This is a genomic window from Enterobacteriaceae bacterium Kacie_13 (genome assembly GCA_013457415.1).
GTDB lineage: Bacteria > Pseudomonadota > Gammaproteobacteria > Enterobacterales > Enterobacteriaceae > Rahnella.
Genome location: CP045666.1, coordinates 432427 through 455220 on the forward strand (window position 1 = coordinate 432427; position 22794 = coordinate 455220).

20 protein-coding genes and 2 pseudogenes are annotated in these 22794 nt (G+C 54.0%); 20 read left to right on the plus strand and 2 right to left on the minus strand.

What is annotated here, in order from left to right; all coding sequences use genetic code 11:
• Positions 1-10 precede the first annotated feature (10 nt).
• A pseudogene (locus tag GE278_23275) lies at positions 11-141 on the minus strand (M20 family peptidase).
• On the opposite strand from GE278_23275, the gene GE278_23280 reads away from it, so the two are divergent.
• From GE278_23280 to GE278_23375, 20 genes and pseudogenes are all read left to right on the plus strand, one after another.
• Positions 141-353: a hypothetical protein gene (locus tag GE278_23280; protein QLK63696.1), complete on the plus strand. Its 213-nt coding sequence runs from the start codon at positions 141-143 to the stop codon at positions 351-353. The pseudogene GE278_23275 and the gene GE278_23280 overlap by 1 nt on opposite strands.
• 601 nt (positions 354-954) lie before the next feature.
• The gene (gene tssB / locus GE278_23285) at positions 955-1443 is read left to right on the plus strand and encodes a type VI secretion system contractile sheath small subunit (GenBank protein ID QLK63697.1); all 489 of its coding nucleotides are present in this window, start codon (positions 955-957) and stop codon (positions 1441-1443) included.
• The gene (gene tssC / locus GE278_23290; GenBank protein ID QLK63698.1) at positions 1440-2921 is read left to right on the plus strand and encodes a type VI secretion system contractile sheath large subunit; all 1482 of its coding nucleotides are present in this window, start codon (positions 1440-1442) and stop codon (positions 2919-2921) included. Before tssB ends, tssC begins: the two co-directional genes overlap by 4 nt.
• A 32-nt stretch (positions 2922-2953) precedes the next feature.
• Positions 2954-3436 carry a hypothetical protein gene (locus tag GE278_23295; GenBank protein QLK63699.1) on the plus strand — a complete coding sequence of 161 codons (483 nt, stop codon included), beginning with the start codon at positions 2954-2956 and terminating at the stop codon, positions 3434-3436.
• Positions 3437-3489: 53 nt separating this feature from the next.
• On the plus strand, positions 3490-3909 hold the full coding sequence (locus GE278_23300; protein QLK63700.1) for a hypothetical protein: 420 nt from the start codon (positions 3490-3492) through the stop codon (positions 3907-3909).
• On the plus strand, positions 3902-5698 hold the full coding sequence (gene tssF / locus GE278_23305; protein ID QLK63701.1) for a type VI secretion system baseplate subunit TssF: 1797 nt from the start codon (positions 3902-3904) through the stop codon (positions 5696-5698). The genes GE278_23300 and tssF overlap by 8 nt, the downstream gene beginning before the upstream one ends.
• The gene (gene tssG, locus GE278_23310; GenBank protein QLK63702.1) at positions 5689-6627 is read left to right on the plus strand and encodes a type VI secretion system baseplate subunit TssG; all 939 of its coding nucleotides are present in this window, start codon (positions 5689-5691) and stop codon (positions 6625-6627) included. Before tssF ends, tssG begins: the two co-directional genes overlap by 10 nt.
• A gap of 66 nt (positions 6628-6693) precedes the next feature.
• Positions 6694-8655 (plus strand): type VI secretion system tip protein VgrG, encoded by a 1962-nt coding sequence (gene tssI / locus GE278_23315; protein QLK63703.1) that lies wholly within the window; start codon positions 6694-6696, stop codon positions 8653-8655.
• A 23-nt stretch (positions 8656-8678) separates the two neighbouring features.
• On the plus strand, positions 8679-9146 hold the full coding sequence (locus GE278_23320) for a hypothetical protein (protein QLK63704.1): 468 nt from the start codon (positions 8679-8681) through the stop codon (positions 9144-9146).
• On the plus strand, positions 9146-9445 hold the full coding sequence (locus tag GE278_23325; protein QLK63705.1) for a type VI secretion protein: 300 nt from the start codon (positions 9146-9148) through the stop codon (positions 9443-9445). Before GE278_23320 ends, GE278_23325 begins: the two co-directional genes overlap by 1 nt.
• Positions 9446-9468: 23 nt before the next feature.
• Positions 9469-10548, plus strand: coding sequence for a type VI secretion system protein TssA (gene tssA / locus GE278_23330; GenBank protein QLK63706.1), 1080 nt, complete (start codon positions 9469-9471; stop codon positions 10546-10548).
• A gap of 23 nt (positions 10549-10571) precedes the next feature.
• Positions 10572-11237 carry a type VI secretion system lipoprotein TssJ gene (locus GE278_23335; GenBank protein ID QLK63755.1) on the plus strand — a complete coding sequence of 222 codons (666 nt, stop codon included), beginning with the start codon at positions 10572-10574 and terminating at the stop codon, positions 11235-11237.
• A gap of 1 nt (position 11238) precedes the next feature.
• The gene (gene tssK, locus GE278_23340; GenBank protein QLK63707.1) at positions 11239-12618 is read left to right on the plus strand and encodes a type VI secretion system baseplate subunit TssK; all 1380 of its coding nucleotides are present in this window, start codon (positions 11239-11241) and stop codon (positions 12616-12618) included.
• Positions 12615-13229 (plus strand): DotU family type IV/VI secretion system protein, encoded by a 615-nt coding sequence (locus GE278_23345; protein QLK63708.1) that lies wholly within the window; start codon positions 12615-12617, stop codon positions 13227-13229. Before tssK ends, GE278_23345 begins: the two co-directional genes overlap by 4 nt.
• 6 nt (positions 13230-13235) lie before the next feature.
• A complete protein-coding gene (locus GE278_23350) occupies positions 13236-16664 on the plus strand; it encodes a hypothetical protein (protein ID QLK63709.1) in 3429 nt (1142 codons plus the stop codon).
• Positions 16665-16682: 18 nt separating this feature from the next.
• Positions 16683-19217, plus strand: a complete 2535-nt coding sequence (tssH, locus tag GE278_23355; GenBank protein QLK63710.1) for a type VI secretion system ATPase TssH — start codon at positions 16683-16685, stop codon at positions 19215-19217.
• Positions 19204-20316 carry a hypothetical protein gene (locus GE278_23360; GenBank protein QLK63711.1) on the plus strand — a complete coding sequence of 371 codons (1113 nt, stop codon included), beginning with the start codon at positions 19204-19206 and terminating at the stop codon, positions 20314-20316. The genes tssH and GE278_23360 overlap by 14 nt, the downstream gene beginning before the upstream one ends.
• Positions 20317-20593: 277 nt before the next feature.
• A pseudogene (locus GE278_23365) lies at positions 20594-20725 on the plus strand (LysR family transcriptional regulator).
• Between the two features lie 223 nt (positions 20726-20948).
• Complete coding sequence (locus GE278_23370) at positions 20949-21299, plus strand: hypothetical protein (protein ID QLK63712.1); 351 nt, start codon at positions 20949-20951, stop codon at positions 21297-21299.
• Positions 21300-21314: 15 nt separating this feature from the next.
• Entirely contained in the window at positions 21315-21851 is a 537-nt protein-coding gene (locus tag GE278_23375) for a glycine zipper family protein (protein QLK63713.1), read from the plus strand.
• On the opposite strand, the gene GE278_23380 is transcribed toward GE278_23375, so the two are convergent.
• Positions 21839-22765 (minus strand): LysR family transcriptional regulator, encoded by a 927-nt coding sequence (locus GE278_23380; GenBank protein QLK63714.1) that lies wholly within the window; start codon positions 22763-22765, stop codon positions 21839-21841. The two genes, GE278_23375 and GE278_23380, sit on opposite strands and share 13 nt — an antisense overlap.
• Positions 22766-22794: the final 29 nt, after the last annotated feature.

Consider the following 22794-nt stretch of genomic DNA (forward strand, 5'->3'; position numbering starts at 1 on the left):
TTTTCCCGCCCTACTGTTCCTGCCAGTCCACAATCAGCTCACCATACAGATGTTCCGCTTCCGCCAGAAGGCTCAGCAGACAATATTCATCCATACCCGACTCCCCCCGAGAATAGTGCACGGCGAATGATTCAACGCCGGTGAGTGAAGAAAAACAGCGCGACAAAGACATACGCCGATGGAAAGAAATGCACGCAGAAGAGGAATTATATCAGCAGGCGTGTTGGCCGAAAGCGGAACTGGACAGCTGTGCAGATGAACTGACTCCGGAAAAGCAAACCTCGTTGTCAGTGCTTTACGGCCATGTACTCCAATGGGAAATTAATTTTCACAGTGCAGCCTATGCGACGTAAAAAAATCGGGTGAGTTTGGGCCATAAGCGATACTAAAAGTCGCAGGAATGTGGCTTTTTTATTTTCAACACCGCAGCGAATTTTGTGATGTGAATTAATATATTTATTTATTCAATATTCCCTCCCTCTCCGCTTCATAATTTCAGGCCGTTAAAAAATCAATTCATTATTGAGTTGCTTAAATAAAAAAAATCAATAGTGAGGATGTATCCAACACATCAATGCATGATGACTGAGCCAGCAATCACAATTAGTCATAAACCCGACAATAACAGTCCAACAATGGACACAATAAAAACCAAAAAAACCTAGATTGAAAATCATTTTATGGTAGCCTTTGCACCTCACTGAGCACTCCCGATAACTCAATCATCTTACTTTGGTGATAAGTTTTCATTATCGACGAGTGGATAAATCGCGTACTACCCTTAAGGCCAACGACAAAAAATAAAATGTTATATTTTATTTAGCGAAATTAAAAAATATTATCATCTAAAGTTTTTTGTGAAATTCACGGCTTTTAAGATAGTAAATTTATTCGCTCGTAAATTACGCTTAACAATTAACTCATCATACTAGCCAATTAATGCCGGATAAATCTATGAGTAATACACAGCATAAATTAGATAAAGCCAGACCTCCCCGCGTACAAATCACTTATGACGTGGAAATTGGGGATGCTCAAACGGTAAAAGAATTACCTCTTGTTATCGGTGTCATGGGCGATTTCACCCAAAGTGAAGATAGCCTGCGTGAGCGAAAATTCCTCAACATCGATAAAGACAATTTCAGCGGGATCATGTCTTCTATGAAGCCAGAGGCTGAGTTTCTGGTTGAAAGCACATTACCGGAACATGCCGGAAATCTGGCAATTTCACTGACCTTCAACACGATGGAAGATTTCTCACCGGACAATATTGCCCTTCAGGTGAAACCTCTGCGCAAGCTGATTGAGCTGCGCGAGCAACTTTGCGATCTGCGTAACCGTGCCGCCAGCAACGAACGTCTGAAAGAACAGCTTTCAGAACTGTTGCAACAGCAAAACTTTGCGTCTTCCGGCGTGACCAAAAACCAGGGAGACGAAGAATGAGTGCTGAAAACATCCTGAATGCTCCAGCCGGGCAAGCGCTGAGCGAAGATTTTCTCGATAAAATCATTGATAACACTCAGGCAATTCGTCGGGAATCCGATCGTGGCCGTATGAAATCGCAGCTGAATAACTTCCTTGCGGAAGTTGTTTCGGGTGCAGTGGTCGTATCAAGCGATCTGATCGGCAGTATCGAGAATCGCATTACTGCCATTGACGAACTGCTCTCCAGTCAGATTAGCCTGATCATGCATGCACCTGAATTCCAAAAAAGGGAATCATCGTGGCGTGGTCTGCATAAGCTGGTTGCATCAAGTGTGACTGAAAATACTCAGATCCGTTTACTACAATGTACCAAACAGGATTTAATCAAAGACTTTAAATCCGCGTCGGATTTCGACCAGTCGATGCTTTTTAAAACCGTTTACGAAAGTGAATACGGTACTTTTGGTGGCGTGCCATTCTCAGTCTTTGTCGGTGATTTCCAGTTTGATAATACCCCTCAGGACATTGATTTACTTGAGCAAATTTCCCACGTGGCGGCCGCAGCCCACGCACCGTTCCTGAGTGCTATCGCACCAGGCATGCTGTCGATGAATGATTTTGCCGACCTGCCGCGCCCGCGCGATATGGCGAAAATGTTCGAGACTACCGATTACGCCCGCTGGCGCTCATTCCGCCAGACGGAAGACAGCCGCTATATCGGTCTGACCTTGCCAAAAGTCCTTGGCCGTATGCCTTACGGTGCCAAAACCATTGCGGTTGAAACCTTCGGTTTCGAAGAACAGATTCAGGAAAATGAAGCCGGTTCTGACTACCTGTGGGTCAATTCTGCCTTTGAAATGGCGGGGCGTATTGTTGATTCCTTTGAAGAGTATGGCTGGTGTGCATCGATTCGTGGTGTAGAGGGTGGTGGCCTGGTGAAAGCCCTGCCAGCCTATAACTACGTCTCCGAAAGCGGTGAGCGCGTGATGCAATGCCCAACACAGGTCGCTATTTCCGATCGCCGTGAAAAAGAGCTTTCTGACCTCGGTTTTATTCCGCTGGTTCACTGTAAGGGCACGGATTATGCCGCCTTCTTCGCCGTGCAATCTGTCAATAAACCACGTGTTTATAAGTCGGATCAGGCCAATGCCAACGCACGTCTTTCCAGCCAGTTACAGTATCTCCTCGCGACCTCGCGCTTTGCGCACTACCTGAAATCTATCGTACGTGACAAGGTCGGTAGCTTTATGTCACGCACCGACTGCGAAAACTATTTACAAAAATGGATCATGCAATACGTGGTGGCTTCAGATAACGCAGGCCCTGAAACCAAAGCCCGTTACCCACTGCGGGAAGCAAGTGTTGAAGTCGTCGAAGTACCTGGTCGCCCTGGTATGTATCGTGCGATTGCCTATTTAAAGCCTCACTTCCAATTGGAAGGATTGAGCATGTCGTTACGGCTAGTCGCGGATTTACCAGGCGCGGCTAGTGCTTAACTGTTATCAGCAAAAAAATAAGGAAATAAATAATGGCAAAGCTTCAAGAGTGTCAGTTCATACAAATCAGTATCGACGGTAAACCTGTCAAAGGGTCATCTGAAGAGGCAACGTATAAAGAATGGATGGAAGGTTTTGCTCCTTCTGGTTTATCGACTTATTCAGGTCAGGACGGCGCGATGTTTGACAGCTGTCATGTCTCTCTTCAGGTAACGAAAGAAACCAGCAACCTGTTCGAGAAATATTTACAACGTGGCTATAAAGATCTCACCATCACAATCGTTCATCGTAGTTCTGACCACTACAAACAAGATTATGAAGCTCAACGCACTGTTTACCATAACTGCAAAATCAGCTCGATGAACTTTGAAAAACGTGATCTGCTTTTCCTGAATATATCCTTTAATTTTGAAGGCGCGGTTGAAGTCACCTTCACAGCACCAAATGCAGATGAAACTGCTCTGGATAAAATCGGACCCATCAAATACGACATTCCTAAAAAAGCGCTCGTATAACCTTAGAAAAAATAAAGCAGTGCGTTTGCACTGCTTTACTAAAAAGAGATTTCATCATGCCATCCTTATTACTTCGCCTGAGTGATAATACGCCTTACGTTGAAGAGGATAATTACCGGAATGAAGAAAAAAGCACCTGGTTGCTCGATGAACTTAAGATGCTTTTTTCTTCACGTTCGAGTTTTGCTTATCTTGAAACTATGCCGTTAGTGAATGCGTCGGTTTTAAATTACGGCATCAATGAATCGGTTTCACAAATTCATGACACAGACAGACGAAAAATAATCATCGAAGAACGTATTAAAAATACATTTCAGCGCTTCGAGCCACGTTTAACCGGCGTGACGATCATCACCAAAACAAATAATCCCGCTCATGTTATTTTTGAAATAAATGCTTTGCACAACACATTGCCGGTGAAATTTGAACTGGTGTGGGATGACTGTACAGGTAAGTTTTATTTCGATGAATAGGCTGCTGTCGTATTACCAGAAAGAGCTGGCCTTTTTAAAACAGCATGGAAAAGCCTTTGCCAGCCGTTTCCCTAAGATTGCCCGCCGTCTGGGCATGATCGAGGGCGAATCCGAAGACCCGCACGTTGAACGCATCATTGAATCTTTTGCGCTATTAACATCGCGTATTCATCAGCGCCTGGATGACGATATGCCGGAGCTCACTGAAGCGCTGCTCACCACCATTGCCCCGCAATTTTTACGGGTGATGCCGTCAACGTGCATCGTCTCCATTGAACCCCATCGGATGACCAGCGGCATTACCGATAAAAACACCATCGCCGCCGGTGCCTCGTTGTTTACCCGGCATATCAAAGATGCGGTGTGCCAGTTTCAGACCGTCTACCCCGTGGTTCTATTGCCACTGTCGGTGGATCAGACCCGTTTGCGCTTTGACGAGGAAGATCTTAACTGGCATCTGCACCTCAGTTTTCAGGTCTGGTCCGGTGCGGCGGTGACGGGCGAATCCCTGCGGCTGTTTTTGCACGGCCCAAGCAACGCGGTCAACATTCTCTACACCCTGCTGTGCTCCGAGATTAACCAACTGAGCGTCCATCAGGGCGACGCATTTTATCCGTTGAAAAGCACGGCAGTAAGCCCGGCAGGGTTTAGTCAAGAAGAGGGCCTGCTGGCGCAGGATCCGCGCGTGGCGCCGATTCATGCGCTGCTACAAGATTATTTTTTCTTCCCGCAGAAATTCTATTTTCTCGATATCCGCCTGCCGGAGACTTTTCACGCTGCCGCCAATTCTGTGTTCAGTTTTGAAGTGATATTTAACCACACCCACCTGAATCATCATCTGGAAAAGCTGGCGAAGATTATCGACACTTCCTTTTTCCGTCTTAACTGCACGCCTGCCATTAATCTGTTCGCCCAGCGGGCAGAACCGATCACGCTGACGGAAAACACCGCTGAATATCCGGTCATTCCTGATATCCGTCGCCAGCAGCAGATTGACGTCTGGGCAATTAACCATGTTTTTATTCAGGGCAGAGAAGATAAGGAACGGACGATGGTACCCGTCCAGCCGTTGTTTGGTATCGACCACTCGCGCATTGAGGGTGACACTGGCATTTACTGGCAGACTTTTCAGCGCGAAACCCTGAGCGTTACGGGGGCTGAACGTAAAGTGTTTATCGCTTTTGCCAATCGCAATAGCCAGTCCGCTGCGCCGCCAGCCGAGATGGTCACTCTGAGCTTAACCTGTACCAATCAGGCAATCCCGTGTGAAATGAAAAACGGTCATCCGGACGGTGATTTTGATTCAGACTTGCCGCTGGCAGACTTAAAAATCAGCGCGCTCAACCGCCCTACGCGGCCTGTCCTGCCGCCCGATAAAAGTGCTGTCCGTTGGCGTCTGATTTCCCAGCTTTCCCTCAATCACATGCTGCTCAGCGGCACTCAGGGCGTACAGGTATTGCGGGAAACGCTGATGCTGTACAACTTTCACGATCTTCCGGCGATCACACGCATCATCAACATGATCCTGCATCTTGATGTGCAGCCGATCACCACCCGTCTGGTGGCCAGCGATCCGCAGACGCTGGCACGCGGTATCGCGCTGACGCTGACCTTTACCCATGACGCACTGAACGAACCCGAATACTTTCTGCTGTGTTGTTTTCTGGATCACTTTCTCGGGCTGTATGCGCCGGTCAATAGCTTCACCCGCGTCACGACATTGATTGAAAATGAAGAACACACACGCCGTATCTGGCCGGTGCGGGCGGGGAAACTGTCATGGATTTAACGCGCATCACCAGCCGGTTCAATTTCTTCCAACAAGTGCGCACATTGTTGTACAAGCTGCGTGGCGACAACGCCGCCACAGCAGACACGCTGGATGCAAAACTGCGGCTGGTCTCGCCCCTTTCTCTTGAAGCTCCCGCCGGTCAGATTGCCGGTATCGAGCAGGAAAATCCTGACGATCCGCTGCGTGTCACTGTGTGGCAGAACGGGCTGACCGGTGCGCTGGGCGCATTACCGACTGCCTACACGGAATGGATGATCGGACGCCAGTATCGTTATGGCGACCGCAGCGCCAAAGCCTTTCTGGATATGTTTGGCCACCGACTTTACTGCCTGGATTATCTTGCATGGCAGAAAACCCATCTTTATGCCCTGGCCGAATCCCAAACTCAGTTGCCTTTACACCAGGCAACGCTGGCGCTGACCGGTTTACTGACATCACAGTCAGTCTCGGGCGGCGAAAATTACGCCCATTTGTTCTCATCGCCGGTCCGGTCACTGGTCAATCTGGAAGTGTGGCTTAGTCATTACTACGGCGTGCCGGTGCATATAACGCCATTCACCGGCGGCTGGAAAACCGTAGAAGAATCAGAATATTGCCAGTTGGGAAACCTGACACAAACCCTGGAAACCGCGCCAATGATTGGTCGTGTGCGCTGGGAAGTTCAGTCGCACTTTGATGTCACCTTTGGGCCGATGGATCAGACGCGTTCGCAACACTTCACGCCGCAGGGCAGGTTTTATCAGGAAATCTGGGGACATATTGGCGAATACGTCGGACCGGGGCTGGATTTCTCAGTCCATCTCACTATCAGCAGCGGCAACAGCCCGCCCGTACCGCTGGGTGGCGGTCAGCTGGGTCTGGATATTTGTATCGGCCAGCGCGACCCCGCCGCCCTGCGCCACGTTTGTCTGCCGCTGCCTGCCTAAGCCAGCAATATTGCCCGATGTCGCGACTGTTCCGCCATCACGCAGCACTTCAAAAGGAAGATGAGAATGTTATTAACCGCAGGACTGAAAGAGATGCAGGAAAATCACTTCCTGCACTGGAACGGCCCCGTTGCTTCGGATTTCTTACTGCTGTCACTTAGCGGTCGTGAGACGGTTTCCACGCCTTTTTTCTATGAACTGCGCTCGGAGACGGCGCTTGATGAGAAAGGAATTGCGGCCTTACATGGTAAAGCGGTGTCCTGCCAGATTGGCGACGGATTACATAGTTTGCCACAACGCTATCTGCACGGAATTGTGACCCGCATCCAGCGCAAACGGGGGGCTAATAATCAGACGGTATGCCTTTTCAGGCTGGAGCCCGCCTTTGCACTGTTGCAGTCAGGGCGCTCGACGCGTGTCTGGCAAAACATGACCGTGCCGGACCTGGTTAGCAAACTGCTCAGTGAGCACAACATCAGCCAGGTGGATCTCCAGCTGAGAAATACCTATCAGAAACGGGAATATTGTATTCAGTATCGCGAATCCGATTTCGATTTCATCTGCCGCCTTCTGGAAGAAGAAGGTATCTATTACTTCTTTAAACATCAGGAAAATCAGCACCAAATGGTACTGGCGGATCAACCCGGCGGGCACCCGACGGCCAAAGCGGGCACATTGCCATGGCACCATCAGGGGCAAATTCTCACCCCCGGCAACATCGAAATCTGGTCGATCAGTTCGTCACTTATTCCCGGTGAAGTCGCGCTGTCTGGCTACAACATGCAGAAAGCGGCGGCGGTGGCCGACAGCCATAATTCAACGTCGAAAACGCAAAGCGTCGATCATCTGACGTTTACTGACATCACACCGCTCGCCGAACGTGCACAGATCACCAGCAAAGCTAAAAATTCCATGGAGGCGTTCGAAACCAACACTCAGATGTACGACGCCACCGTTAACGCCCACTGGCTCAGCTGTGGCGAGGTGTTCAGCCTGACTGACCACCCGACTGACAACGACAGTTACCGTATTCAGGCGCTCAGCCTTGAGGCCACCAACAATGTCGAAAATAGCACCGGCGGCTATCACTGTGAGATTCAGTCACTGCGTAACAGTGTGAAATGGCGTCCGGTTTGTACCCGGACCCCGCCGGACATTGCGGGCGTACTGATCGCCAAAGTGGTCGGCCCATCTTCGGAAGAAATTCATACCGACGAATATGGCCGAATCAAAATCCAGTTTCCCTGGGACACCGAAAACAAAAATGACGACAACAGCTCCTGCTGGGTGCGCGTCTCACAACCCTGGACCGGCAGCAAATTCGGTTTCCAGTTTATCCCCCGCGTCGGCAGTGAAGTGCTGGTCAGCTTTATTCAGGGAAACCCAGACTTTCCGCTGGTCACCGGCTCGGTCTACAACGGCCAAAACAAACTGCCCTTCACTTTGCCCGACGAGAAAACCGAATCCGGCTTCGCCACGCGCAGCACCAGCAAAGGCGGGATGGAAGAGGGCCACCGGCTGAGTTTTAACGATAAAAAAGGCGAAGAGAAGCTGACGATCATCGCACAAAAAGACCTGTTGCTGACCGTAAAAAACGACGTCACCAGCGAGGTCACACACGAAGTAAAAAGCAAAATAGGGGCTAACCGCGAGACGGAAATCACCAAAGGTAACGACACGCTGGTGCTCAAACAAGGCTCCCTGCACATCACCCTCGATAAAGGCGATATAGAGCAGAAAGTCACCGGAAACGTCACTACCAGCCTGAACAACGGCAATTACTCCCTCACGGCGACCGGTGGCAGCGGCAAGATTAAAACCGACAAAACCTGTGTGATCGAATCCACGCAGTCCATCGAGTTGAAGGTCGGCTCCAACAAAATCGCGATTTCGCCCAGCGGCATCACCATCAGCGGCACGATGATCAAAATAGAAGGCTCAGGCACCGCCGAACTGAAAGGTGCGATGACTACGGTCCAGGGTAGCGGGATGACGCAGATTAAAGGCGGCATCATCAATATTGGCTAAGGAATGCGGTTTAAGGAGACAGCATGTCTGATTACGGTTTTCCCCCCGCGACGAACGAGCACAGCAGTACGCAGCAAAGTGCCGACGGTCAGTGGGAAGAGGCGCTAACCCTGTGGGTGAAGCAGGCCGACCCGCGCGCGCTTAGCCTCTGGTTGCTCGGCTGCCTGCGCCACATCGCACACCCGGCCAGCGCACAGGTGCTGGACGAAATGCAGCGTTGGTATGCAGAACCAGATGAAAAATTACGCTGGCAGATTTTCCACCACGCCGAAATCCTGGGTTTCGACACCCCGGCAGGTGCGCTTGCGCTGTCGCTGTTCTGGTCACAGGGCAGCATGAGCCCGGAAGGGCTGGAACCTGTGTATCCCGAACCGCACCTCAGCGCCGAGATGCGCCGCTGCGTATTGCTGATGCTGGCGACGCGCAACACCGACAATCCGGCTGACGGCACCCGCCGCCTGCTGGCGCAATGGACTCAGGAGAAAACCTGATGGGACAACCCGCAGCTCGCGTTTCAGATATGCACGTTTGCCCGATGGTCACGCCTGGCCTGCCGCCGATCCCTCACGTGGGTGGCCCGATCCTGCCGCCCGGCGTGCCTACGGTGCTGATTGGGGGTATGCCCGCCGCCACCGTCGGCTCGATGGCTGTCTGCGTGGGCCCTCCGGACAGTATTGTCATGGGCAGCGTCAAAGTATTGATCGGCAAAAAACCTGCCGCCCGCATGGGCGACAACTGTGCCCACGGCGGCACTATCGTCATGGGCTGTCCGAAAGTTCTTATTGGATAGTTCTGTTTTAATTGGAAAAAGATATGTCAGCAACGCAACCAGAAATAGCCGCTCTGTTGATGCCCATCAGTCCGGAAAATCCGGCAGGGCTCAATCTGGAATACGAGCAAATTTATGATGATATCCGTCAGTCTCGCGAGAGCGATCCGGACTATCTTCCGCAGGATGAATGGATAATCGCTGAGCCCCGCAGCGCTGACTGGCATAAAGTGCGCACGCTCTGCACTGCCGTGCTCTCGCAGCAAAGCAAAGATTTGCAGATCGGCTGCTGGCTGGTTGAAGCCCTGACTCATTTACAGGGCATTGAGGGTGCGGAAACCGGCTTTCAATTTCTGAGCGAATTCATCACGCACTTCTGGTTTCAGTGCTGGCCCACACTGGATGACGACGGCACGACGTTCCGGTACAGCAAACTCAGCCGCCTCGATCGCGATATCAGTCAGGTGCTGTACACCCGGCCGCTGATCCGCCAGCCGGAATCCTCTTTGGCGCACTGGCACAGGGTGCTCGCCTTCGAACATAAAATTTGTACGTGGCCGGATTCACGCGACGACATGATAGCCAAAGAGGGCGATCTGAGCATGGAGACGTTCGATGTGCTCGCTGCGGCGTTTTCCTCCATCGAAATCAGCCAGCAGGCCGGTAACCTTGAGCGCCTGAAAATTCAGCTCGACCGGCTGGAAGCCTGTTATTTCTCGCTGAGTCAGGAAGAGCCTCACGTCTTGTTTGCTCAAACCCGCCAAAGCCTGTCAGACAGTACGGATTTTCTGCAACGTCTGGCACAGCGGGCGATTCCAGTAGGCTGTGAAACGCTGAACCTGAATTTCACCGATCTCACCGACCAATCCATCGCCTTTGAGACGGGGGATGCTTATCAGGCGCCGGCTCGCAATCAGCCGCTTTCACGTGATCTGGCCATCAGCCAGATGCTGACTATCGCCCACTTTTTCCGCCAGACCGAACCCTCCAGTCCGGTGCCATTCCTGATGGAGCGCGCGGCGCGCTGGGCGAACATGACTCTCACCGAATGGCTGGAAGAAATGCTGACTGACAGCGGAAGCATGCGTGAAATCAACAACGTACTAAAAGGACAGAAAGAGTGAAAGTCCTGAGCACAACATTATTAATGTTCATCATCAGCACTCTTCTTAGCGGTTGTGCGGGCGAACAGGCCGATAATAAAGTCACTGCCGAACAGCAAGCCGTTGAACAGGTGGCCGCACCCTTTGCTCAGGGCGCGATCGCCCTCACCATCACGGCAGAGCCAGGCCTGAACAGCTGGAATGAGATCGCTAACAGCTGCACATTGCTGGTCATTCAGGCGCAAAAAGCCAGTTCGTTGAATAAGATCATGTCAAATCCTGCGCAGCTGAAAAACCTGTTTAACGGCGCAGGTGCCGAGGACGACATTCTTAAAGTGGATCGTTACGCCGCGATGCCCGGTCAGCAAACCACGCTGCACATTGATCGCAGCGAGAATACCCGCGTGGTCGCAATCGTCGCCGGGTATTACCCGTTCCCGAAAAAGCAGCATATGGCCATGGTCAGCATCCCGGTCACCCTCACCAGTACCGGCTGGTGGACCCCAAAATGGTCCGCACAACTCTCTCCACTGATCCTCAACGTCAGGCTCGGCAGCCAGAGCATTACAGAGCTGACGAAAAATGCATCGTCGCAAGACGTTCCGCCATCAGCGGTCGCTCCGTCATCGCCGCAGAAAACTCAGTCGCCAGCAGACTTTCAGGCAGTGCAGAAATCGCTTGTAGACGCCCTGACGCAGGGAGAGAAGTAGCATGTACACAGAACAACAGCAGATTTACTGGTACTCCGGTTTATATTTGCAACCTCAACATTTTCAGTCAGTTGATCTCCACCATAGCTATATGCTGGCGCAACAGCGTCAGCTGGCACAGCCGTGGAATGTGGGCGTGATCCAGTGCGATATCCATCACGAAACGCTGGTGGATTTTTCGCTCAAAATTGACCATCTGCGCCTGATCCTGCCCTCAGGCTATTATCTCGAATATCCGGGCAACTGCCTGATTGAGCCACGCCAATTTCGTGACGCCTGGAAACAGCGTGAGAAGCCTTTCACATTGTGGCTGGCGCTGCGCCGTTTCGACCCCGACCATCCGAACGTTGGTACTGGCACCAGCAGTCGCTGGATCAACCACGCCGACGACGGGGTGATGAAAGACGTTTATCACAACGGTCCGGAAAGTGAGGTGCCGCGGATTGCCTACAACATCCGCATCCTGAGCGAGGCAGAGAAAGAAACTGCCGTCGATTGCGAATGCCTGCCGCTGCTGCAACTACGTTATGACAACGATCGCGTGATTTTCGATCCGCGTTTCAGCCCGCCAGCGGTGACACTTACCGGATCGCCAGCGCTGAAAACGCTGTTAGAAGGACTGCGCGCTGAACTCAACAGCCGCGCCCACAAACTCGAAGAATATAAACGCCCCGATCAACTGAGCAACGGCAGTAAAAGCGCCGGTGACATCACGCAGTTGCTGGCGATGCGTTCCCTCAACCGCACGTTGCCGCTGCTTGAACATTACTGTCGTGCGCCGACCATTCATCCGTGGCAAATCTATGGCCTGCTAGTGCAGCTGGTGGGGGAAATATCGTCCTTTAATGACATGTGCTCATTCACAGGCGAATGGCTCGACGGAGGCCCGTCACTGCTGCCTTACGATCACTTCAACCTGATTGACTGTTTTAGTAGTGTCAGGAAAACGCTGATCACCCTTCTCAATGGGCTGGCGCTGGAAGACAACACCTACATCACTCTGAAATCCGACGAACAAAGGATTTATCGCGGCGAACTGATGCCCGGAAAAATACCACCGGCCAGTCAGGTGCTGTTGTTGCTGCGGTCGGAAAAACTGGCGTCGTGGCATTCAAGCTTTGCGGCGGGTGGGGAATTTAAAATCGCACCGCAGAACGCCATTAGCGCGCTTATCCAGCACGCCCTGCCGGGTATCTCCTCTGCGTGGGCGACCCCTTCACCGCGAGGTGTGCCTGACCGCAAAGACTCCTGCTATTTTGTGCTTAACCGGCATGAAGATGCATGGAAAAGCGTCGAACAATATAAAAACATCGCTTTTTACTGGGCCGATGCACCTGACGACCTGCAGGTGCAACTGGTCTTTATGGTGCCCTCACAATGAAACTCCTCGATTGCTATCTGCCCGTATTCAAACTGGCCGCCGAATTCGCGCATCAGCCTGCACTTTTTGCCGATTACGACACCTTTCGCGCGCTCTGCCTCACCCGGCTCGAAGCTGCAGTGCAGGAGGCCGAGTATCAGGACGTTACCGATTTCGAGCGGGATCAGGCGTTCTTCGCCGTGGTGGTCTGGCTCGATGAAACCGTTCTGTGTTCGGCACAGCCCTTTGCACAAAGCTGGCGCTACGATTTACTGCAACGCAAATACTTCCAGACCTCCATCGGCGGTGAGATGTTCTTTGTCCGGCTGAATGACCTGAAAGAAGAGCATCTACAGGCGCGGCGTGTGTTCCTGTTTTGTCTGCAAAATGGATTCCACGGGAAATATAGCGCTGCGCAGGACACTCATGCTCTGGCCGTTCTCATCGGACAACAGCGCCAGCACTGCCTGCCGCAGGCCTGGCAACAGTGGCCAAACGACGCGCAGCTCACGCCGGTCAGTGTCAGAAAACGATCGCTCGCGTCCTCAAAGTGCAACGTTGTGCTTGCCGTTCTGGGGCTGGCGGTGCTTTACGCTACCCTGGTGCTTCTTCAGACCCTTTATTTTTCATAAGAACGTATGCTGAAAAAATTATTCATTTTTGCCGGATGGCTGCTGTTGTTGTGTCTGGTATTTCTCTTCTGCTGCACCCTCGGGCTTTGGCGCGAGTGGAGTACGGTCACGATTTTTGCTGTCTGGATAAGTGTGCTGATCGCGGCCATGCTGCTGTGGAGCGCCCTGCTCTGGCTGACACAGTTGGTTAAAGAGAAGAAAGCGCACCGTTTTTTCCAGAAATTCCGCCTTTCACGCCGGGAATACGTACTGTTTGAGCTTTGGAAATCTGGCGCAGCGGTAGTGAAACGTATTCAGCGTAAACGTCCACCGATCCCCTGGTATTTGCTGCTCGGCGACCGCTGCGGCAAAACATCATTACTCGCCGGATCGGGCCTGCCGATGTTCTCAAGCGATGCACATGACAATACCGTGGTGCCGACGCACACTCTGCGATGGTGGTTCTTCCGCAACGTCTGCTTCCTCGACCTTTCCGGTAACTTCCTCAACGGGACACCCACTTTCCACCGGGCCTGGGGGAAAATGGTCGGTTGGATAGCCCGTGCGCCCGCGCCAGCTGGCATTCTGATTGGCCTGTCGGTCACTGATCTCATCAATGAAGACGTCAGCGTGCTGCATGAGAAGGCGCGAAAAATCCGCGCCCAAATAGAACCCCTGACGCGTAAGCTTATGCGCCAGCTGCCACTCTACATAATGGTGACACAGTGCGATAAATTCCCTGCTTTCAGCCTCTGGACGAAGCAGCTTTCCCCGGCTCAGCAACAGCAGGCGCTGGGATATTACTGGCCGACGCCGCCGGAAATCGACGGCAAAGACATCTCAACGCTGCTTCCGCTTTTTACTGCACTGAAAAATGGGTTCGATCTTGCCCGCATTAGCATGGCTGGCGCGCCCGTCTCGGCAGAGGTACACGCCGCGCTGCTCGCATTCCCGGAATCTTTCGCCCAACAGGAAGAGCCGCTGCGGGTTTTCCTCGCATCGTTATGCGAACCCAACGCGTACTTCACTCCGGCTACGCTCGGTGGCGTGTGGTTTACGGCCAGTGAGCAACAGGATATGAACAAAAGTCGCCGCACCACATCCTTTGTTCACGATTTACTGACGCACCATCTTCCGGCGTTCAGCGCCACCCGCGACGTGCAGTGGAATCACAATAAAAGACTGCGCGTGGTTCTGGGGCGTTTATTGCTGCTCGGTTGCGTCGTTGCGCTGGGTTACAGCGCACTGAAAAGCACGGAGTTGATGCAGCACGACACGGCTTCGCTGTCCCCGACGGAGCTGGCAGAATTGCTAATGAAAAACGAAACGCATCGCGATACACCGCTGGTGTATCTGCCTTTTGCGCACGTACTTAACCATCAACATCAGTGGATTGAACAGCGTTTACGCACCAGACTTCCGTCTCAACCGATGAACACTGGCCAGCAGCTCGCCGCGTATGAACAGCAATTTTTGACTGCGCCGTTGCAAACCCGGCGCCAGATGGTGATCCGTCTGGCTCAAACCCTGCTTACCCGTCAGGCGATGCGTGACGGTGCCTCGCTGACGGCGCTCAGCCTGCGACCAGTTATCCCCGATACCCTGCGCCTTGACGCCCTCGATCCTTCCGCATCGCCGTTCGCGCGGTTGGCAATGGAACGCTGGGAAATGCAACAACCCGCTGGCGAAAACCATCTGGCAGCTCTGCATCGCCTGCTGTCAGTGCTCATCAATGATGACCGTACGCTGGCGTGGCTGACCGCGCCGGATGACAGCCTGCCTGCCGTTCAGGTCAGCGATTTCTGGCCGCAGGTGCCAGCAACGCTTTCCGGTATCTGGACACGTCAGGGCGAAGCGCAGCTCAACGAATGGGTGGATCTGATTACGCAGGCAGGGAGCGAAACACAGCCGGAGGTGGCGCTGCAACAGTTTAAGCAGTCGTTGCCCGCTCTGCGCCAGAACGCCTGGCGTAATTTGCTGCTTACCGTGGCCCCGTTGGTTCAAAATCAGACAGCTCACTCCCTGTCGCAAAACCAACTGATTGCCATCGGCCAGGGGCAAAGTCCCGCGATGCTGTTTGCCCGGCGAATCGCTCTCGAACTCGACGATATTTCGGCGCAAAGTGCCCAGACCTGGCTGTCAGAGCTGCAAAATTTACAGAACCTTCCGTTGCAGGCGGCAGAAAATCCAACCCTGAAGAAAGTGCAGCGGATTGACGCCACATTGCGTGGCGGGCTGACCAAATGGTTACGCGGCGGAAAATTACCGGCGACCGCCCCTTCCGCCACGCCACAAACCAGTGCATGGAAGAAGTGGCAGGCGTCGCTGAATGCGGCAACGGGTGAGGCGCTGAATCAGGCTGCCCTTAGCCCGGCACTCACCAACGGGCTTTTCTCACCGCAGGCGGATGCTAAAAATATTAATCCGCTGGTCACCCTGTTCGCCAGTTTTGAACAGTTACGCAAAATGCCTGAACCGCGCAGTCAGGAGATTGGCGTGGAGGCAGTCTGGTCACTGTACCAAAGCGACGCCAGCGCGCTGCTTGGCCATGCGCTGTCCCGCTCCGGCTGCTGGCTCAATGAGCAGTGGCAAAGCAAGGTGCTGTGGCCGATGCGTAAAAATGCCCAGGGGCAGGATTACGACGCCCAGCAGGCGCTGACATGGCAGTATCTGGCTGACTTCGTCCGTGGTCCGGCCAAAGGTTTGCTGGTGGTCAGCGATCAGGGGCCACACGCCGGTGAATTCCAGGGCCAGATACTCCCACTGACCGACGAGTTTGTGAGCATTGCCCGTCATCTGCTGAACCCGGAAGACGTACTTGATGTCCCGCAGCGCCAGAACACACAGAATGCCGACCGGATTTCGGTCCTTAACGATCAGATTGTGCAACTGACCCAGCAGCAAAAAGCGCTGGAAACCAAGCCCTACAGCATCAGTATCGTCAGCCAGCCGGCGACTGTGCCGGAAGGCGCACGCCTGATCCCCATTGGTTCCCGCCTTACGTTGGAATGCCAAAGCGGCGTCAAAGTGCTCGACAGCATGAATTTTGCCGAAGAAGCACAGTTCACCTGGATGCCGGGACAATGCCAGAGCGTGAAACTTGACGTCAAATTCCCCAGTTTCACCGCCACCTACCGCTATGCCGGTAGCGGCGCATGGCCTGATTTCCTTGACGTATTTGCCCATGGCGAAGCGCTGATCGACGCCCATGATTTTGATGATAACGCGGAGGCCATGACAGCGTTGAACATCCAACATGTGTTGCTGCGCTTTAAGATTTCCGACCAGAAGACGCTGCAAACAGCGTGGATGAACTGGTCAAAGCTGGACGACCAGCTAGCAGATCTCAAAGAACAAAAACAGGTGCTGGAAGGAAAACAGCAAAGCCAGGAACCCTCTGCCGCGCTGCGCGGACAACTCTCCGGCTTGCCGGAAAATGCGGCGGACTGCCGGTAATTTACGTAAAGGATTTTTATGAGCAGCTATTTAAAACGCATCGTAGACAAACTGACTCCGGAAAGCCGGAACTGTCTGGATGCTGCCGTCAGTCAGGCCATTTCGCGCACCCATCACGAGGTGGACGTTGAGCATCTCTTACTGGCCATCATTATTCGCCACAGCACCCTGATGGAAACCCTCAGTCTGGGCGCGGGATTGCCCTCCGACGTCCTGCTCAGCGCCACGCAGCAAACGCTGAGCACTTTACGCAGTGGCAACAGCCGCGCACCGGTTTTCTCCTCCGGGCTGGTTCAGTGGCTGGAAAAAGCCTGGCTCCACGCCAGTGCCGGATGGGATCACACGCAGCTGGCACCGGCGGCGCTGCTGGCGTGCCTGCTGGATGAAAACGCCGCGCCGGAACTGGCGGACAGTGTACGTAAAGCACTGAACTGCAAGCGGGATGCGGCAGAAGAACTGCTGCTTAAGGACTGCCAGCCCGCAGAGGGCAGCGCGCAGTCTTCCGAACACAATCCCCACACCGCGCTCGGCAAATTTACCCGCAACTTGAGTGCACAGGCGCGCAACGGCCAGTTGGATCCGGTTCTCGGGCGCGAAGCGGAAATTCGTCAGATGATCGACATTCTTCTGCGTCGTCGTCAGAACAACCCGATCCTGACAGGTGAACCGGGCGTCGGTAAAACCGCACTGGTGGAAGGTCTGGCGCTACGCATCGCCGCCGGAAATGTGCCGGACGTGCTGAAATCGATGGAAGTTCTGACACTGGATCTCGGCCTGTTACAAGCAGGCGCCAGTGTAAAAGGAGAGTTTGAGAACCGCCTGCAGGCGCTGATGAAAGAAATCGCCAGCGCCCCGACGCCTGTCATTCTGTTTATCGATGAAGCCCATACTCTGATTGGGGCAGGCGGTCAGGCCGGACAAAACGATGCGGCCAACCTGCTGAAACCGGCGCTGGCGCGCGGTGAGCTGCGCGTCGTCGCGGCCACCACCTGGGCGGAATACAAGAAATATTTTGAGAAAGATGCCGCGCTCACCCGCCGCTTCCAGCTGGTGCAGGTCACGGAACCCGGTATCGACACCGCCACCGCTATGTTGCGTGCCATTGCCCCGGCGATGTCCCGCCACCACGGCGTGCTGATCCTCGAAAGCGCGATCCATGCTGCGGTCTCGCTTTCCAGCCGCTACATCGCAGGAAGGCAACTGCCGGATAAATCCGTCAGTCTGCTCGATACCGCCTGCGCCCGCGTGGCGGTTTCCCGATCACATCATCCGAAAGAAATTGAGGATATCAACGCGCTGCTTGGCAATCTGCGTACCGAACGTGACGCGCTGCAAAAAGAAGGTCAGCACGACAAACGGCTGGCTGCACTGGCGCTGCGGGAAGGTGAACTGCTGGCCGATCTGGCCTTTATCCAGCCGCTGTGGCAGCAACAAAAAACGCTGGTGCAACAATTGCAAGAAAGCCGTGATGAAAGTGCGATTGCGCAGTGGCGCAGTGAGCTGGCGTTGTTGCACGAAACCCACGCGCTGGTGTTTGAGTGCGTTGACGCAGCCTGTATCGCTGACGTTGTCTCCGGCTGGACGGGCGTTCCGCTCGGACGCATGGTGGAAAAAGAGCATCAGCAGCTGAGCGAATTGCTTCACCGGCTGGAACAGCGCGTCATCGGCCAGCGTCACGCCCTGTCGACCATCGCCACGCAAATACGCATCAGCCGCGCCAACCTCAACGATCCGCTGAAACCGACCGGCGTTTACATGCTGGCGGGCTCCTCCGGCATCGGCAAAACTGAAACGGCGCTGGTGCTGGCGGAGTTGCTGTATGGCGGCGAGCAAAGTCTGGTGACCATCAATATGTCGGAATATCAGGAAGCGCACAGCGTCTCCGGCCTGAAAGGCTCCCCGCCGGGCTATGTCGGTTACGGTCAGGGCGGGGTGCTGACCGAGGCGGTGAAACGCAATCCGTACAGCGTTGTCCTGCTCGACGAAGTAGAAAAAGCCCATCCGGATGTAATGGAACTGTTTTATCAGGTGTTCGATAAAGGCGTACTCGAAGATGCCGAAGGTCAGCTGATTAACTTCCGTAACACGCTGATTATCATGACCTCCAATCTGGCTAGCGCGAAGATAACCACGGCCTGCGCCGCAGGCGATGTCTCGCCAGAAGCACTTTGCGAGCTAATACGCCCCGAGTTCGAACACGTCTTCCGCCCGGCGCTAATGGGTCGCGTCACGCTGATCCCTTATCTGCCGCTGGAGCCAAAAACGCTGGCGCAAATCATCAGACTTAAGCTGAACAAAATCTGCCAGCGTTACCACGCCGCCAGCAACGGCGAAGTCCAACTGAGTTACAGCGAGAGCGTGGTGACCTGGGTCGCCGGACTGTGTCAGGTGAACCAAAGCGGTGCCCGCGATATTGATCAGGTTCTCAACCAGCATACGTTGCCGCTGCTGGCCGACCAGCTTTTGCAGGAAGAAAAGGCCATCAAAGGCGGCCTGAAACTTGGCATCTGTAAAAACAAGCTTGTGACCTGGAAAAACCATGAAAAAGAGTAATCCTTCCGTGACACCGGCCGATGTAAAAATCAGCTGCCACGATCCCCGCCATCATCAGGAATTTTTGCTGCTCAGCAACAACGTTAACGGCTGGAAAGGTCACCTTCACGACCGTTCATGGTGGCTGACGCAGGAAAACCAGTGTCTGGAAATCTTTCAGCGCCACGGCTATGACCTGCAAAGCGGTGTCTGGTTTTGCCTGATCAGCTGCCAGCGCCACGGCTGGGCCGGTATGGCCAACGCTACGTTGTTGCTGGCCGAAGCCTTTGGCAGAAAACAGCGTCAGTGCTGGCCACCTTTAGCGGCCACCGATCTGCGCCAACAGATTATCGAGTGGTATTCCACCCACGCTGCAACCAGTGTGTATGGATTGCCGTTGAACAGCGCAGAAATCGATACTCTGACGCAGCTTGAAGGCGCCGTGTCGATGATGCTCGAACATGCACTGAGCCTGCAATCGCGCAGTCAGGCCGCTCTGCGCAACCTGCTCGATTACCTTCAGTCGAGCCGGCAATCGCTGCAAAAACGGGCGCTGACGGTAAAACCCTCAGTTCCCGTCCCTGCGCCGTTACCTTTCGTGTCCGCTCCACAACCTCTTCCCGCGCTGACGCTGCTGCCCCCACCGCGTCCGTGGAGAGCCTGGATAACCGGCAGCATGGCCGGTATTGCCCTGACGCTGTGTGGGGTAAGCGTGACTCACTGGCTGGAACAACCTTCGACGGCTGTCCGCTTAAACGCGCTGTGGCCGGGCAATCCGATATCTGTACGCTGGCAAAGCCGCTTCGCCGAACAAAACGCCAGCCTGCCGAAGATCAACAGTTGGGCGTTGGTGAACAAACAGCTAAACGACCTCGAAGAGCGCCTGCTGGATGCCGAGCAAAAGCGCAAATCCTATATGACGATTTCGGAGCTGAAAACGGCCATCTATCGGATGCGGCAGACCCTCCAGCAAGGCGGTCAACCTGTTCTGGCGCAGCTTGATGACCTGCAAAGAAAACTTGATAACAAACAGCCGGTGAGCGACGCAGAAATCAATGCGATCTCTCTGCGTCTGGAAGCGTTAAACAGCAGGCTGACTCAGCTGACGAACGGGCAGTAGAGAGAATATTTTTATCGGACTCTTTGAAGCATTCTTTAAACGGGCAACGTATCGGAATGTATCAGACGACGTTGCCCCGAATCTTTTCAGTCGGCATTGATGAACGGATTACCTCAATTTGATTTCCTCACCAGGGAATTCTGCGTAACGTTGTTCAGCAGCTTCGGCAATAATTCGCTTGCGCTGTTCCAGCGTTAATGAATTATTAAGCGCGTAACGGTTCGCCCGTGTAAAAATACGTGCGCCGTCAGTGTGCCCGGCGCGAAGTAATAAAAGTCAGGAAAGACACCTGATCCGGGTTCTCGATGCGTGGTGCATTCCCTTCCCTGGCTATTACCTGTATTACCCCAGCAGAAAACAACACTCTCCGGCATTTTCACTGGTGATGGAGGCGCTGAAGCTGGCGTGACCAGCCTTAGGCATGCAGCAGTTCGACACCCTGCAATCCCCTGTTTCCTTACGAACGTCAGCAAACCTATACCCCTGAATTCTTTGCACACATTTGCTGCCACTCCCTTGTCATATTCACCCTAATCCCCCGCCAACCTTTTATGTGGCACCGGCGTATCTTTACTCTCAGGAGTGCTGGTTTTCGTACTCCACTTATCCGGTCATTTTTCTTAGAGGTGGTTATGAAAAGGCTGCTGTTGTTGATACTGACGGCGGGTGCACTGATGTCCGCCAGTTCAGCGTCCTTTGCCTATGGTTATTATGGTCATGGCTATTACGGCCATGGATATTACGGCCACGGCTATTACGGTCGCGGGTGGTATGGTCCAAACGTCGTCATTGGTGTACCGCCGCCTGTGTATTACGGGCCGCCACCTGTGGTCTACGTTGCGCCTGCGCAACCGCAGACCTACGTCGAGAAAACCCCTAATTATGCGTATTACTGTCAGAATCCGGCGGGCTATTACCCGCGCGTGCCCGCCTGCCCGCGCGGCTGGATGAAGGTCGTAGTTGGCGATTCGGCTCCCCGTTAACAGGTGATGAAAGTCATGAAGAGATTGACTCCGGTGGCAGTACTTATCGTGGCCGCGGCCCTTTCTGGCTGCGTTTCACCTCCTACCCGGCCAGATGTGATGGTGCTGCCGGGCACCGGTAAAAGTTATCAGTCGTTTCAGATGGATGAAATGGCCTGTCGCAACGCGGCTTATGGCAATGTGAATGGAGGCGCTCAGGTGGCCAGCAATAATGCAGCGGGTACCGCCGCAGCCGGGACGATGATCGGTGCCGCGGCAGGTGCGCTCATTGGCGCGGCCTCTCATCAGGCAGGGCCGGGAGCCCTGATCGGGGCAGGCAGCGGATTGCTGGTTGGCAGCGCGATGGGCAGTAATAATGCCGGAGCAAGCAGCGGTGATTTGCAGGATCAGTACGATACCGTGTATACCCAGTGCATGTATGCCAGAGGCAACAAAGTACCGGTGGATGCAAGCTACGGCAATAATCAGGACTATGCACCACAGCCCGACGTACCACCGGATTATTATCCACAGACGGGTGGCAACGGCGTTCCTCCAGATTATGTGCCCTGATAAGGCGATGGCTTCTGGTTAGCCTCGCGCACAAAATCAATAAACGCCTGTAAGGGCGCGGGGATCAGGCGGCGATCATTGTAATAAAGGTACGGCCCGGAAAAAGACAGCCACCACGGCTGCAATATCGCCTCGAGCTGGCCGCTGGCGATAAAGGGCTGTAACCACTCTTCAAAGAGATAGATGATACCGACACCGGCAATCGCCGAGCTGACCGCCAGATCCACCGCGCTACCGACGCTGACCACCAGCGGCCCCTTAACCTCGACGCAGAGGCTCTCGCCTTCGCGCTCAAACTCCCACGGGGGCATTACGCCGCTGGCATAGCGACCGCGTAAACACCGGTGTTCCATCAGCTCGCGCGGATGCGCCGGTCGCCCATGCACATCGAGATACACCGGGGACGCGGCAGCAGCAAAACGCTGAATACGCGGCCCGATGGGAATGGCGACCACATCCTGCTCCAGCCGTTCGTCATAACGGATCCCGGCATCACAGCCGTCTCGAAACACATCCTGCACGTTACTTTCGGCGACGATTTCCAGCTGAATATCGGGATAACGCCGCAAAAACTCAGGCACCAGCGCGGGTAAGACCAGCCGCGCAGCGCTGACCGGCACATTGAGCCGCAGCGTGCCGCCGGGAGTGTTGCGATAACGATTAAGGGCGTCCAGCGCCGCATCCACCTCGTTCATCGCCGGTAACAGACGATCGATTAACGTCCTGCCCGCTTCGGTCAACACCACGGTGCGCGTCGTACGGTGAAACAGCCGGATGCCAAGTTGCTGTTCCGCGCGGCGCACCGCGTCACTTAACCGCGACGCATTGCTGCCGGTCACCCGCGCCGCCTCCCGAAAACCACCGGCTTTCGCCACTTCCACCACCGCGTGCAACAGTGCGATATCCATCGACATTGTGCGTCACTCCGTACAGTTTGTCCTGA